Source organism: Calothrix sp. CBUCES-K 9914 (assembly GCF_059640475.1).
Window position 1 is genome coordinate 1 of the sequence record NZ_JBXXZH010000229.1, and the last position, 15,149, is coordinate 15,149.

The 15,149-nt window shown below is 38.0% G+C and carries 11 protein-coding genes and 1 pseudogene; 6 read left to right on the plus strand and 6 right to left on the minus strand.

All coding sequences use genetic code 11. From position 1 onward, the window contains the following. Window positions 1-566 precede the first annotated feature (566 nt). A pseudogene (locus AC2JBO_RS34565) lies at window positions 567-1,676 on the plus strand (formylglycine-generating enzyme family protein). An 859-nt stretch (window positions 1,677-2,535) separates the two neighbouring features. Here the strand turns inward: AC2JBO_RS34565 and AC2JBO_RS34570 are convergent. The 4 genes from AC2JBO_RS34570 to AC2JBO_RS34585 form a co-directional block, all read right to left on the minus strand. Then, window positions 2,536-3,717 (minus strand): M48 family peptidase, encoded by a 1,182-nt coding sequence (locus AC2JBO_RS34570; protein ID WP_496958165.1) that lies wholly within the window; start codon window positions 3,715-3,717, stop codon window positions 2,536-2,538. Window positions 3,718-4,160: 443 nt separating this feature from the next. Further along, a complete protein-coding gene (locus AC2JBO_RS34575; RefSeq protein WP_496958166.1) occupies window positions 4,161-5,201 on the minus strand; it encodes a S1 family peptidase in 1,041 nt (346 codons plus the stop codon). 297 nt (window positions 5,202-5,498) lie between these two features. Further along, complete coding sequence (locus tag AC2JBO_RS34580; RefSeq protein ID WP_496958167.1) at window positions 5,499-6,158, minus strand: hypothetical protein; 660 nt, start codon at window positions 6,156-6,158, stop codon at window positions 5,499-5,501. Window positions 6,159-6,161: 3 nt separating this feature from the next. Then, window positions 6,162-7,715, minus strand: coding sequence for an FAD-binding domain-containing protein (locus tag AC2JBO_RS34585; protein WP_496958168.1), 1,554 nt, complete (start codon window positions 7,713-7,715; stop codon window positions 6,162-6,164). Window positions 7,716-7,953: 238 nt separating this feature from the next. Between AC2JBO_RS34585 and AC2JBO_RS34590 the strand changes: the two genes are divergently transcribed. Beyond that, a complete protein-coding gene (locus AC2JBO_RS34590; RefSeq protein WP_496958169.1) occupies window positions 7,954-9,129 on the plus strand; it encodes an AbrB family transcriptional regulator in 1,176 nt (391 codons plus the stop codon). Between the two features lie 624 nt (window positions 9,130-9,753). Here AC2JBO_RS34590 and AC2JBO_RS34595 read toward each other — a convergent pair. Beyond that, complete coding sequence (locus AC2JBO_RS34595) at window positions 9,754-10,719, minus strand: NAD-dependent epimerase/dehydratase family protein (protein ID WP_496958170.1); 966 nt, start codon at window positions 10,717-10,719, stop codon at window positions 9,754-9,756. Between the two features lie 454 nt (window positions 10,720-11,173). Here AC2JBO_RS34595 and AC2JBO_RS34600 point away from each other — a divergent pair, with 454 nt between their 5' ends. From AC2JBO_RS34600 to AC2JBO_RS34610, 3 genes are all read left to right on the plus strand, one after another. Further along, the gene (locus tag AC2JBO_RS34600) at window positions 11,174-11,398 is read left to right on the plus strand and encodes a hypothetical protein (protein WP_496958171.1); all 225 of its coding nucleotides are present in this window, start codon (window positions 11,174-11,176) and stop codon (window positions 11,396-11,398) included. Window positions 11,399-11,693: 295 nt separating this feature from the next. Next, complete coding sequence (gene infC, locus AC2JBO_RS34605; RefSeq protein WP_496958175.1) at window positions 11,694-12,161, plus strand: translation initiation factor IF-3; 468 nt, start codon at window positions 11,694-11,696, stop codon at window positions 12,159-12,161. Between the two features lie 142 nt (window positions 12,162-12,303). Beyond that, entirely contained in the window at window positions 12,304-13,044 is a 741-nt protein-coding gene (locus AC2JBO_RS34610) for a dienelactone hydrolase family protein (protein ID WP_496958172.1), read from the plus strand. Between the two features lie 134 nt (window positions 13,045-13,178). Here AC2JBO_RS34610 and AC2JBO_RS34615 read toward each other — a convergent pair whose 3' ends face one another. Beyond that, window positions 13,179-14,222, minus strand: coding sequence for a S1C family serine protease (locus AC2JBO_RS34615; protein ID WP_496958173.1), 1,044 nt, complete (start codon window positions 14,220-14,222; stop codon window positions 13,179-13,181). A 258-nt stretch (window positions 14,223-14,480) separates the two neighbouring features. Here AC2JBO_RS34615 and AC2JBO_RS34620 point away from each other — a divergent pair, with 258 nt between their 5' ends. Next, entirely contained in the window at window positions 14,481-14,909 is a 429-nt protein-coding gene (locus AC2JBO_RS34620; protein ID WP_496958174.1) for a DUF4112 domain-containing protein, read from the plus strand. Window positions 14,910-15,149: the final 240 nt, after the last annotated feature.

Sequence of the window (15,149 nt, forward strand, 5' to 3'; positions counted from 1 at the left end):
CCCTGTTTTACCTCACCGCGTCACCGTGTCAGCCCCTTTTAGGGTTTTCTTAGTGCCATTCGGTACAAGCCCTCACTGTTTGTCTTAATTGCGTTTCATGTCCCTCTTAGGGAAATTGCGAACTGCGAATTGCGAATTGGAGGTGACCCTTGGGGTTATATTGCGATGGTTCTTACCCAAGCTCGTAAAGGTATAAAACATCCTCCCATCCCTGTTGCTTCTTAATTCCTTTTTACTGGGGAGAGTGAAAAACTACTTTAATGCGGCGCCACGCTGATGGGAAGATAATATTAATAGATTTTGGTACTGTTAAAGAAATCATGACGGTAAATGCTAGTGGACAAACAGGTTTAACTGTTACAATTGGAACTGCTGGTTATATGTCTAATGAACAAGCCGCAGGACAACCAAAATTATGTAGCGATGTGTATGCAGTAAGGATGGTTGGAATATATGCTCTAACAGGAATACAACCTCATCTGTTACCAAAAGACCCAATTACAGGAGAGTTAATATGGCGTAACTTGGCAAACGTCAGTGACAAATTTGCAAATGTTTTAAATAAAATGGTGCTGTATCACTTCAGCCAACGCTATCAAAATGCAACAGAAGCACTGGAAACATTATTAAAGATTAAGCCAAAGCTAAAACAGAAATTGAAGCAGCAAACACAACAAATACAGCCAAAATCACGACGAGAAATATTAAAAATTTTTGGTTGGGTTGGTGCAGGAGTTAGTTTAAGTGTTATAGTCGGAAAGTTATTACACAGAAATTTTAGTCAACAGCAACAAACTTCCTCAAGTACTCCATCCGCAACACCCTTAACTACTATTACTCAAAGTGTATCAGATCAATTATCTCTACAATCATTTCGATTTGATACTGTAACTGTAGACGCGCGAGGAAGTATTGCTAAAAGCAATAACAAAGAAGCAAAATACTTTGTAGAAGACTTAGGGAATGGTATTACCTTAGAAATGGTACAAATTCCAGGTGGAACTGTTACAATGGGTTCACCAAAAACAGAAGCAGGACGAAAAGACTCTGAAAGTCCACAGCATCAAGTTACAGTACCAGCATTTTTTATAGGAAGGTATCAAGTTACTCAAGCGCAATATCAAGCAATTATAAAAAATAATCCTTCTAATTTTAAAGGAGTAAATTGTCCTGTATAAAATATAAATTGGAATGATGCAGTAGAATTTTGTAAACAGATAAGTCAAAAAACAGGGCATAATTATCGATTACCCAGTGAAGCAGAATGGGAATATGCTTGTCGCGCCCTTACTACTACACCTTTCTACTTTGGTGAAACAATAACAACAGATTTAGCAAATTATAAAGGAGCAGCCACTTCTTACGCTTCTGCATCAAAAGGAATTGATAGAAACGAAACCACGGATGTCGGAAAATTTCCACCTAATGCCTTTGGTTTACACGACATGCATGGAAATGTTTGGGAATGGTGTCAAGATTATTGGCATGATGATTATCAAGGCACCCCTACAGATGGAAGTGCTTGGTTAAGTGGCAAAGATAAAACCAAACGGGTGCTACGTGGTGGTTCTTGGGGGAATAACCCAGAATATTGCCGTGCTGCTACTCGTGATGAACATACTCCAGATAACCGTTACAAAAATCATGGTTTTCGGTTAGTGGTTGTTTTTCCATAAAATTATGTGGCGCCTTTGGCAGGAACGTGCCTTTTACAAAGCTAGAGTATTTCTAAAGTACCAAAAGACCCAACAAGTCCCTATAATATTGGTTTTCGGTTGGTTGTGGTTGTTGCGTGATAGCTCACAGATGTCAGAGTTTGTAAATGGAAATTTACAAAGCGTACAATAGGGAGTCCAGACCTGTTCCGGTGAGGGAGGTAACGAACTCCGAATATAAAATCAAATTGGATAGCTTGGTAGGTTGCAAAATCGAACAGTTGTCCAATTCAATAATTTTAACAGTCTAAATATGATAACATTTCCATTGCAAATATAGCTGCTGGAACTACATAGTATCAATCAGCATCTAAACATCTAGACATCTAAATGCAATTAGAACAGGCCCCGCGATTTTTTGAAGTCTGTCGGTTTTGATATATGTAAAAGTGATATAAACGTATTTTCAAGCATTTTAACTTTTATTATTATAAGGACATACGAAGCAATACACCAAACTCATTAATTAAACAAGTTGGATAAGTGAACAATGGTTCTACCGTACTTAGCGTGCTAATTTTTGATTAAAGTAGATAACTTTCCTTTAAAATCGAGGCTTCCAGTCGCTTATAGTCGCGCATTTTATCCATAATACTGAATTGATATCAAAAATGACTGTAATAAAAGCCTGGTAAGAGTTTTAAGCTAATTTTTCAAATGATTTAGCACGTTAAGTACGCAAGAGCCAGAAGGATTCCTGATATTAAGACATTAGATAAAGTTGTATCTATTTGGGAGAATAATCGCAATCAAAATAAAGTTCATAGAATATGACTAATTTTTCCCTTATTAGACCTAGAGTTCACAGAGAAAGGAATTATTATTTACGAGATGCGAGTTTACTTAACCATGCTTCAGCTTCGTGATAAAACTTGAATTTACTTTCGTCTTCTCTAAAGTCGTTTGTATGTACCATACGTCTACCATTTACCCATTTTTCTCCATGAAACTTGTGTAGCATCTCATGATATAAAACAAACTCTACAACATATTGAGGTATTAGCACTTCATCTAATGTTAGACTAATCACAATTCGGTCGCGCGCGGGTTCATAATGTCCAAACTTACGGTATGTTGACATTTGACTCCACGTCAAACGGGGTTTAGTTAACTTATTACTAAAGTAATCACGGTTAATTTTGTCAAAAAGCGTTTCTAAATTGTAGTGTGAACCATTACCATCTTCGCTTTCCTTCTCCGCAATTAAATCTAAGTTAATTAAAATATCGCTAAACTCGTCTAAACTAGCGTATTCACGAATTATTCGCGTTGAAGATTGAGTTTTGCCCTGTAGCGAAGTTTGAACTAACGCGCGGTAAACATCTTCAGAAGCATTAATAAACCCTTCGCTCAACATCAAAGTTATATTGTTACCAACCCAACGACTGCGGTATAGTCCAGCTAAATTTGTAATTTCAACTGTAAAATTCACTGACTCGTGTCCATAGCTCCTACATAATACCTTAGCTATCGAATGAACACGGTGAGTTGCCTCTATATGTAACTTTAAATTTGCAGTATCGGACAAAAACTTCATCCAAGCATAAATTAACCGTGATGAACTTGTCAAATTAGCGGGTGTAATTTGTTGAGTCGTACATATCTTTTCTACTGCTGTAACAACTTGAACGATATTCTTAGTTACTTCAGGTATCAAACCGTAGTCTATCTTACAACTGGAGGCTAACTGAGAAATTTGCTGTGAAATCGCGCGCTGTTGCGTTTTAATATTCTTAATCCCTATCGTTTGCACAATCGAACGCTGATGATGAGCAGCAGGTAAGTTGTGTAAATCAATATTCTTAAGAAAATAATACGCTTGACGCGACCGTGCAGGCAACTGATGCGGTGTCACCCTCGCATCAGCACATAACCGTTCCACTGTCTCGACCGAAGTGAGGACAAAACTTTGGAACTGAGGAACGTCTACATCCCTCACTCCTACCTTTAATTGTTCCTGCGCTTTCTGAGCAGCTCTTACTAACCCGCGAATTTGCAGCATTGTTTATCATTTCTTAGCTGCATGAATTGTACCAAACCTCTCGCACAAAAGGGAGTCACTCTATGCAAAGATTTTTTGAGCGCAAAACCTTGACTTCTTAAATACTTTGTAGTAATTTATAACTATAGTAGATTTGTTTCACAAAAATTATAAAGCATTAAAGGTAAATCTAGGTTGTTTACCTTATATAAATGTTCCTGGTTGCTCCGGCTAATTGCTGTTCACAATTAGCCATTTCCTTATTTATGTATGATACACATGTGGAGCGTGGCGCGCGAGAAAGAATTTAAAGGTAGGGTGTGTGACGCTATAAAAGACTTTCAACAAACATTACAAGACTTGTGGCATCACGCACCAGATTTTAATTGTAACAGTAGATGGTGCGTGGCGCCAGTTGCTTTTAGCTTCGCTTACGATTATTATGGCACCACACACCCTACGTTTTACCTCTGTGCGTCACCACAGTAACATTGAGGCGCTGAAAAAAGAATGTTTGAATTTGCGGCATTTTGGAAATCTTGGATTGTTTGTTTTTGATTAATTATGTTTGAATTTATACTTTGATTCAAATAAAAATTCACATTATGATTTGGATAAGAGCTAGAGTCTTGCTGTAAGAGGCCAACAGATGTAAAGAAGTCTATAGTCGGCACCAGCATTTCTTGAATATTAACAGGTATTCGTTTGTGTTGTTTGGGAGGTGTGACGGTGACTAAATAAGTAAGTCTTTTTTTATTTGGTTGGTTGGTTAATGTACCCGCACCTTCTTGTCTACTTGCCCACTGTTTATATATTTGGATAGGAACACCGAGACTTCTGCCAGTACGGATGCGGTAAAATTCTGGATTCAATTTTGGGATATCATAACTATATATTTCAACTTTTCCATTTATCCCTACTAACTCACCCTGTTGATTTAATATTGGACCACCACTCATTCCAGGCAATACCGCGTTATCGTAAATTAAACTGTAGCCTTTTCGCGATACAGGTTTTGAGATGTCAGCATTAAAGATGACCTTGCCTGACACAAAATGGTAAATTGGACTATTAATGGCAAAGGAGCGACCTGGAAACCCAGCAGAATAAACTTTTTGATTACGTTGTACCGAGTTAGAGTTACCTAATGTGGCAACTTGGTAATTTGTGTTACTTGTAAACTGAATAATTGCTGCGTCAACTTCAGGTATTTGAGTTACGCTTCCTTCGTTAATCGGATAACTTTGACCATCTGGAGTGATAATTCTATAATTAGAGACCGTTTCATCAACTACGTGCCAGTTAGTCAAAACAGAGTAAAGGTTACCTTCCTTTTTAACGATAACACCAGACCCTGAAGATTTGTTTATACTATCAATCAAGACTGTAAACTTTTGTGCAACTGTATCAACTTGGTTTTCTGTAAGCGCCACAGCTACTTGTTCTTGTACAACAACTGCGGGTATTCCTAATAAAGCTGCCGACAGTATGTAATTATACCGCATTTAACGTTAAATCAATATATTTAAGATTGAACTAATCTAACTAATGCAGCAGTTTCAGACAATATACTTCAGCAAAAAAATATTCTTAGTTAATCAATGCTTTAAATATATATAGTCATTGCTTTGCGGGGAAATGCGCCTTATTTTCTCTATTTTGACTTTATTATGTATAAAATTGTACGACATTTTAAAATAAAAAGGCGTGTTTTTGACAATATAAATACTGATTTTAGCTTATTCTTGTATTAAATAGCACAGGATTTTTGTCCTATGCTACGGTACGGTATGAGAGATTGTTTAGTTGGTTTCTAAAGTACTATTATCAGCGATGAGAGTACCTGTATTTGAGATGTTGGCGCCACTTACTGATGACTTGTTACGAAAGATGCCACTGTAGGTTACACTGAAGGTGCCACTATTTAAGATGGCGCCACCAATATTACGTACCAAGTTATTGGTTATTGTGCTGTAATTTAACGTGACATTACCATTATTTGCGATACCACCGCCGTTAGTCGCTTCGTTATTGCTAAATAAACTGGTACTGATACTGCAAAGACCATTTGTATCGTTAAAGATACCACCACCATCTTCAGATGCTTTGTTGTTACTAATAGTGCTGTTAGCTAAATCAAAAGTGCCGTTATTCCAAATACCACCACCGACTCTAGCTGTACTATCAGTCAGTGCAATATTTGTAAGCTCTAAGAATCCAGTGTTATTTATACTACCACCTCTATTCAATGCTTGATTTTCTTTAAGTGTACTATTACTTATCGTTAATCTTGCGCTGTTATCAATGGCGCCCCCTGCAGTGATGGCACCACTTGTAGGAGCGGAGTTTCCGTTAAACGTACTGTTGCTTATCATCATAGTACCTTGATTGGAAATAGCCCCACCTGAACTTATGCTACTATCTACTCTATTACGGCTAAAGGTACTATTATTTATAGCCACAATTTACGCATTGCCTTCTGATTCGCTATTTTTATATTGTTGATATTCCTTGTCTTTTAATTTCCAATAAGTATCTACACTCTTTTTCGTTGCTAAGGCGCCTTCTAATTCATGTCCACCTTCATTAATTATTCTTTGCTTAACTTGTTTACGTAGGTCTGAAACGACTTTACCATTGATTTTACGGGTTTGTGACCAGTCGAGCATTGGTTGCGGATAAGAACTGCGTTTAATATAGGCGCCAATTACTATTTCCGGTAAACTATATCCTTGTAGTTCTGGTATCCAGTACCCAATAAAGCGTAAGTCTGGGTCACGCTCTTCAATATTCTTTGTTGGATTATAAATACGGAACGTATCGCTAAGAGGATTTGTGACACCTGCTTGCATTTGCCACTGCCAGTTATCTATAGCTAAGTCACCGTCAACCAAATAATTCATATAATGTTTGGCGCCGTGATGCCAAGATATACCACAATTAATGGTTAAGAATGTTGCACACATCGCGCGCATCCGAAAATTCATCCACCCCATCGTTTTTAACTGTCGCATACTCGCATCAACCATCGGAAACCCTGTTTGACCAGTTTGCCATGCCTGATATAATTCTTGTTTCTCTGGTACTAGTTCGTCGTGTGTATACAACTTGTTAAATTCAGCAAAACGATTTGTATGGGCTATTTCTGGATGAAAATATAATCTTTGACTAAAACTATCATGCCATCGCAGACGATCACGGAATGCTTTGAGCGAAAAACCTGCTTTCGGTTCATTTACCAAGGTTTCCGCGCGTCGCTTTGTACTTTGATATACTTGACGTACAGATATTGTGCCAAACGTTAAATGTGGGGAAAGATGTGATGTGGCGCCTTTTTGTGCTAACCAAGGACGCGATAATTTCCAGTGATATCCTTGGTAACGTTTTGTCAAAAATGAATCTAGCGTTGCAAAAGCTTCAGTTTCTCCCCCACGAAAATAAACCTTTCCCGGTTCCCAAAACGCACCGTACTTCTGCTTCAACTCTTTAAAAGTTAACTGCCCAATATTAAACGATAACTTTGGTGTGTTGATATATAGCGGTTGTGGATGTATAGAACTGCGTTGGTATGTATAGTACTCGTTAAACCACTCATCACGACGTTCATCCGAAGCTTGCAAAAAATTCCCGCTCCCCAGATGATAATCCAAATTGAGCGATTTATAAAAGTTTATAATTTGTTTATCGCGCTCAATACCATACTCAACCTGAACATCACGGTTAAAAAACAGCTTTGGCTTTATATCTTGTTGAAGCAACTCTAAAGTCAACTCTTTAATAACACTCGCTGCATCACCCTCAAACAAATATAGCTGACTGCCCAACATTCGTAAATTCGCATCTAGGTTTTCCAAAGACTCAAATAAGAAACGTGCGCGCGCTGTCCCAATATCTGCCCACTGCTCGTAAAACCAAGGGTCTATTATAAAACAAGGTAATACTGCAGTATTATTACAAGCAAGAGAAACGCTTTCATTATCAGTCAGACGTAAATCGCGACGAAACCACAAAATATGCATAATAAACAAAAAAATAAAAAAATAGAGTCAGCTTGAAGATAGAGTGAAATCTAACGATGAGCAGGTGTTGAGTGTCTACTGTCCGGGTTACTCTATATATGTAAAGAAATAATAACTATTAATAAGGTTGATTGATAGGAGGCTTACTAGAAATAATTAGCAGTAATTACCTCACTAGCGCTTTACTCTCAGTTAGCCAAGTTTTGTTTCGCGTATTAAATAACTTTTTTCAGAACAAGTGTTAATCAATCAAACTTTTACCCTTACCACAACACAGGCGCCCAAACAAGAGTTACAGCCAAATTTTCAGTTATTGATTATATTATGTTTCGAGATGTTACTAGCTGTGCCATTAGGGGGAGCAGGAGTATTGCTTAACTTGGGTGGAATATCATGGATACTTGGAGGAGTCGGCGCCGGAGCAATTATATCTCGAAGTTACGAAACACTTTATCAAAATAGCTTAAAGCCAAACCGTATCGTGCGTCAAATTGGAATGGTGTTAGTTGGTTTGACGATAGGTTTTTCTAACGCGCGTGCGAACTTTGCTCATATTGCAACAGGTATACCCATTTATATCTTTCTTACCTTGTTTTTACTTTTCTGTGGTGCCTGTACTGGCTATATATACTCACGACTAGCTAAAATCAATTTATTTACAGCAATGCTAGCGACAGTACCGGGTGGAGTTGGAGTTATGGCAGCAATAGCAGCAGAATATAACCGTAATGTCACACTCGTTGCACTTTCCCAAGTTTTTCGCGTCACATCCGTAGTTATTCTCATCCCCTTAATAGCTAGAGCATCAGTTGACACATATACGGCGCCACAATCTTTATTAACTAATCAATCCTTCAACTTTGATTTATCATATATAGGGTTGCTTTGTTTAGCTTTACTGATAGCTGGAATTGTCACAAATATCACATTACGTTTCAAATTACCTGCTGCTTACTTTTTCTCAGCTTTGCTGGTAGGTATCACCTTCAACCCTGTAATTAACCTTTTACCAATTATAGAAATTAACTTTACTCCACCTGTAGTAATTGGAATTATCGGTCAAATATTGCTAGGTATTACAATTGGAGAATATTGGGGGGAAAAACCCACCTTTGATAAACGTGCGGTGGGGTGTATGCTACTAACTACACTCATGACTTTACTATCAGGTGTTGCAGCATCCTTAATTGCAATGTACTTAACAAACTGGGACTGGTTGACGTGTTTACTTGTCACGGCGCCTGGTGGTGCAGCAGAAATGATTTTAGTAGCATTATCATTGAACCACAATGTCGATGTTGTCACCGCAGGTCATTTAGTCAGACTCATCGCCATTAACAGTTCACTACCAATTTGGGTATACTTATTTGGGCGCCTACAAAACAATCATAATCAAAACGTAATCAAAACGTAGGGTGCGTAACGCTACCCAAAATGTGAACGCAGCGATAAAACTTGTAGCGTTACGCACCTGATACAAGGTAAAAAGTATCTTCTAAACGGCGCCTAAGAAAATAATTACAGCAGATTGTATGTTCATCCGATACACGTAGAGACGCGATTAATCGCGTCTCTACAGGGTTTTGTACGTTATGTATGTACCTCATTAACCAGAAATATGCTGTATCCCTCTTCTGTCACATTCCGGTTTTTCCTATTATTAATACTTTCTGAACACAAGGTATAATAGGCAATGCAGCGTTTGCTAATCTAATTTTAGTCAGTTTCGCGCTTTCGTGAATTTGTATGAGGAAAAAAGCCTGCTATCGCTTACTGTATAAGAACTGTAGAATTCAGAAATGATAAATCCTTTCGGAGAGTGACAGAAGAGGGGTATATTCTTGCTTTGCATTCTTTGATTGTGAAGGAAGTTACAATTATAAATCGGTGCGTAACGCTACAAGTCATATAACTACGTTGAAATTCTGGGTAGCGTTACGCACCCTACGTTCTTTAACTTTACTTTCCAATCTTTCAATTAATTGTAAAGATCGGCGCCTTTAATAAATGCTTTAATTTTTAAGCACTGAAGTGCTTACTACGCAATATCACTTCCCGATTCAATATTGATACAAGGTTGATATTTTAATTCCGATTTAGCGGCAGTAATATCTAAGGTTTGACTAAAAGCGAGTAATCTAACCATATAACGAGTTAGTATCGGTTCTCTACCAAATAAAAACCGTTTTGAAATAAACTCCCTTGTTAAAGCTAGTTTATCAGCAACGGGATATGAAACAGGGTTTAATTTTAATTTGTATCCCAGCTGATTAGAAAGTATATTCAATAAGTCTATTAACTGTATCGGTTGACCGTTGGTTATATTAAAAGTCCGACCTGATAACTTTTCCGGCGCCGTTTGACAAAGTAGTAACGCATCAACGATATTATCAATATGAATAATATCTAACAAAGCTTTACCATCGTTAATCAAGGGTATACCCTTCTGACTCAAAGTAATCAATGCCTTCATTTTATCACCACTACTATAAATGGCGCCTGGTCGAATTGTAATTACCGATAACTTATTGTTTCTCTGAGCAGCTTTATCTATAAGGTTCTCTGCTAACAACCTCGTCATCACATACCCATTTGCAGGTTCAGGTAGTACATCCGCTTCGGAAATATTGAGACGGTGAGAGTAGTTCAAATAAACGTCGGATGTGGAAACATATATAAGTCGTTGAGTTTCATAAATTTCACACCCTCTAATTAAATTTCTAGTTCCAACAACGTTTATATTGTAAAAATCTTTATATTTACCCCAACTTCCAGATAAACTTGCACAGTGAAAAACATAGTCTTGATGTTTACAAGCAGCTAAAACTGCATCTGCATCTTGAATATCAGCACAATAAAACTTTATTCCAATAGCTTCTAGCTGTTTGCCTATTTGAATATTCCGACCAAGTACTGTTACTTGATGTGATGGATAAATTGATTTTAGTCTTTCTGCTAGGCGCCTGCCAACCAAACCTGTACCACCCGTCACTAAAATTTTCATATCACTCTTGCTCGTCACATCATCTTCACCACAGACACTATTTATTAAGTTACGTTGAGCTTTGTTATCTTCTCATATATCTTCTCACACATCTCTCACACACCTCACATACAACGGCGCCTATAACCTACTTACGATAAATACGAGTAATTATAAATACTATGATACGAACATAACTACTGATTTTTGAATTAGAGATTGAAAAAATGCATAAGGCTTAGTGCTGTAGAGATATATAGATAATATACCAGTGGGTGCCGCCGCGTCGAATTGAAAGCATATTCAGTTAAATTTACATTACTTGGACGGTGGAGGGAACGACAATGGATAATTATGCTAACACAGCTAGCACAACTCCAATCAAAATTTTAATTATCACAGCAGAACCTTTAGACCAACCACATTTACGGTTGGGAGAGGAGATGCGGGATATAAAAGCTGAAATCAGACGTACTTGTTCAGAAGAGCGTTTTATCGTATCACGCGTGCGATACTTCTCCAAAAACTTAACACTATTAAACTTTCACCGCAAAACACATCCGGTGAGGAACTGCACTTTCTAAACGGTGAACGTAACCAAGAACCCGAACTTGTGCAAGTCGTCAAAGGTAGTAATGATAATTGTAACGGTTTGAACCAAGCAGGATTTCGTTTTGAATCAATTAAATCACCTGTGTAAATATTTGTAACACTGTGATCAATTCTCTCTGTGTACTCTGTGTCATAAAATTTGGAGAGTTCAGATTCCCAAAGCACGTAAAATTTGTAGGGAATCTCACCACTCGCAACCAAGCAAAATTAATGACACGGACTACTAGTAGTTTAGGCTGAGTGTGAATGGCGCCGCTCAAGGAATGCTTTTGAAGTGTGATGGTAAGGGCAGCTTGGTTATGTTAACATAATGAGGATTGGTTTACTAAAATATTCACTGAAATAATTGAGAGGTAATTGTTATCGTAGTTCAAAAACAACAAATCAATTCGCAAATTAGGGCGCCTCAAGTCTTCTTGATTGACCATGAGAACAATAATCGTGGTTTAATAAGCACTCGTGAAGCTTTAGAACTAGCTGAGAGTGTGGAGCTTGACTTGGTAGTAGTTTCTGAAGGAAAAGACGCTCCAATTGCAAAAATCTTGAATTATGGCAAACTTCAGTATCAGAAGAAAAAACGTCAGGGACAAAGTGCTAGACCAACAGTAAAAGAAGTTCGCTTTCGTCCAAACGTTGGGGCAGCAGATTATACTTTACGTATCGAGCAAGCAACTGAGTGGTTAAGTAAAGGCAATTCCGTTAAGTTTGCAATTCGTTTACGAGGTCGAGAAAATCAGTATCGTGAGCAAGCTGGAAAAATACTAGACCGTGTTGCAAATGACCTAAATGAAGTCGGAAAAATTCAGTCTTTAGATAGACGCTCTTTAGTTCTTCAAGTGGTTCCTAATTAAATATCTGCTCAAACCCGGTTTCTATAATAAATAATTATTGCGGGTAGTCAGATTCCCGACTTCGTAAAAGTTGTCGGGAATCTTAATATGTATCTTCATTTACCGTTAAAATTCTTTTGTACCAGCAACTAGTAACAAAAAAATGCAAATAACTAACCGTAATATTGAGTTACGAGTCGATGAAAGTTTGATGCGTGTTTATGTCGCTACTCCCAAACCACCAGGTCGTTACCCTGGTATTCTTTTTTATAGTGATATTTATCAATTAGGTGACGCCATAATACGTTTAGTTAATTATATAGCAGGTTTTGGTTATGTAGTAGCGGCGCCGGAAATTTTTCATCGTACAGAACCTGTCGGTCAACTTATCGAACCCGATGATATTGGTCGGATGCGTGGAAACGATGACGCACGTCGTACTGCTATTCCAGAATACGATGCTGACTGCCGCGCGGTTCTCGACTTTCTCAAAAACGATACTAACGTACATCCAGAAAAAATAGGTGCCTTGGGTTTTTGTATAGGAGGACACCTTGCTTTTAGAGCAGCATTCCAAAGCGACGTAAAATCTACCGTTTGTTGTTATCCTACTGGTATCCCTAGCGGTAAACTAGGCCAAGGAATAGCAGATAGCATCGAACGAGTTAATGAAATCAAAAGTGAAATGCTTTTTGTTTTCGGTACACAAGACCCACACATATCAGAAAGCGACCGTCAAACAATCATTAAATCGCTGGAAAATGCTGGTATAGCACACAAGGTCTTATTATACGAAGCCGAACACACCTTTATGCGTGACGATGGGTATCGATATGACTCTGAACAAGCGAGTGTCGCTTGGTCTGAAATTATCACCTTTTTAAAACGTACATTTACTAATTAATAATCTCATTCAAGATTCCCGACTCTCCTTATGACCAAAAATTGGGGTTTAGGGCGCCGAAACCAAGTGCTGAGTAGAATTTAGAGACTTGTGTGTACACCGTAGCCTTATTAAGGGGGGTTAAGCCATCAGAATTAACTTCTAGGTGATTCTTCGGGAATGATATCGAGGACTAATTTTTGGTTTTGACGGACTATAGTAACATACGCGCGCGTACCGACTCGTTCATGAGTTAAGAATTTGTGTAATTCATCAACGCTACTTATTGGTTGACCGTTGAACCCCACTATTACATCTCCTTCTCTTAGTCCTGCTTTTTGTGCCGGTCTTTTAGCTTCGGTAGAAATTACCAATATACCACGTTCTTTACTAAGTTCGTGGTATAAAACTAAACGTCTTGGTAATTCAACGTTTTGTCCGCCAATACCAATGTAACCACGTCTAACTTTTCCATCTTTTAATAATGCGGGAATTACTAACTTAGCAGTATTAATTGGTACAGCAAAACATAATCCTTGAGCAGAAAGAATTACCGCTGTATTAATTCCAATTACTTCACCGTGGGAAGTTACAAGCGGTCCACCTGAGTTTCCTGGGTTGAGTGCTGCGTCAGTTTGAATCATGTTGTCAATTAAACGACCTGAACGACTTCTGAACGAACGTCCGGTTGCACTAATTACACCACTAGTAACAGTAGCTTGGAAACCGTAAGGGTTACCAATAGCGATAGCTAATTGACCAACTTGTAAAGATTCGGAGTTACCAAAACGTGCGACAGTTAGGTTTGGTGCATTGATTCTAATAATAGCAAGGTCACTATCTGGGTCATCACCAATTAATTGGGCACCATAATGTAGACCATCAGATAGCGTCACTTCAATTTTAGTGGCGCCGTTAACGACGTGGGAGTTGGTAAGAATATATCCATCAGGTGTAAAGATCAATCCTGAACCATTGCCCTGCACTTCTTGGGTTGAAGGTTGATAGTTACGGTTACGTCCAGAAACTTGCCGCTGCACATCAATATTAACAACTGCTGGACTAACTTTCTGAACCACGCTAATAACAGCTTGCGAATATGCATCAAGTAGCTGTTCATCAGCATTCGTCATAGTCTTTCCAACTCCACTGTCCTGCGCGAAATAATCGTTTGACACTTGTTGCAGATTTCCTGTCATGTCTGCTGCTCCTATCGTGGCACAGTGAAAATAGAGTTTTTGTTTATTTTGAACTCCTCTACCACTTCTATCAATTATTGAGAATCTCAAGAAGGGAGGTGGACATACATACTAATTAGAATATTCAAATATTTGAGGGGGGTTATCACGTCATTAAATATACAACTAACCGAACCGATATGAAGAGGGTATTAGCTTTAATATTGTTTCTAAAGGTACAAGACAAAAACTGATTTAATAATAGAGTATTTAAATATTATGGACATAACTAAAAAGCTAGAAATTCTGAATCGTATCCGTAAATTCAGCCGTCTGATGGATACAGCAATTGGTATTCCTGGTACAAAATTTCGTATTGGTTTAGACCCTATCATTGGTTTAGTGCCAGGTCTTGGTGACTTAATAAGTACAATAGTGTCTGCTTATATTATATATTTGGCTGCACGTTTTAATCTTCCCAATGAAATGCTTGGCAAAATGATATTTAACGTCGGTATAGAGTCTGTCATAGGCGCCGTTCCTTTAGTGGGAGATATATTTGACGCATTTTACAAATCAAATATTCGTAACCTAGAGATACTAGAACAGCATTTACAACAAGTAGAACCAAAATTAGAAGAAATAGAAGTGAAAGGTTACAACGTAGGGTGTGTGGCGCCACCAACAATTATGAAACGAAGCGCATAACAAGTGGCGCCACGCACCAAATAAGGTTTTATATCCCTCTTCTGTCACTCTCCAAAAGGATTTATCATTTCTGAATTCTACAGTTCTTATACAGTAAGCGATAGCAGGGTTTTTTTCTCATACAAATTCACGAAAGCGCGAAACTGACTAAAATTAGATTAGCAAACGCTGCATTGCCTATTATACCTTGTGTTCAGAAAGTATTAATAATAGGAAAAACCGGAATGTGACAGAAGAGGG

Coding starts and splice junctions, on each gene's coding strand:
- AC2JBO_RS34570 (WP_496958165.1), bottom strand. CDS start 3,717: ATGCTGCAAATTCGCGGGTTAGTAAGAGCTGCTCAGAAAGCGCAGGAA.
- AC2JBO_RS34575 (WP_496958166.1), bottom strand. CDS start 5,201: ATGCGGTATAATTACATACTGTCGGCAGCTTTATTAGGAATACCCGCA.
- AC2JBO_RS34585 (WP_496958168.1), bottom strand. CDS start 7,715: ATGCATATTTTGTGGTTTCGTCGCGATTTACGTCTGACTGATAATGAA.
- AC2JBO_RS34595 (WP_496958170.1), bottom strand. CDS start 10,719: ATGAAAATTTTAGTGACGGGTGGTACAGGTTTGGTTGGCAGGCGCCTA.
- AC2JBO_RS34610 (WP_496958172.1), top strand. CDS start 12,304: ATGCAAATAACTAACCGTAATATTGAGTTACGAGTCGATGAAAGTTTG.
- AC2JBO_RS34615 (WP_496958173.1), bottom strand. CDS start 14,222: ATGACAGGAAATCTGCAACAAGTGTCAAACGATTATTTCGCGCAGGAC.
- AC2JBO_RS34620 (WP_496958174.1), top strand. CDS start 14,481: ATGGACATAACTAAAAAGCTAGAAATTCTGAATCGTATCCGTAAATTC.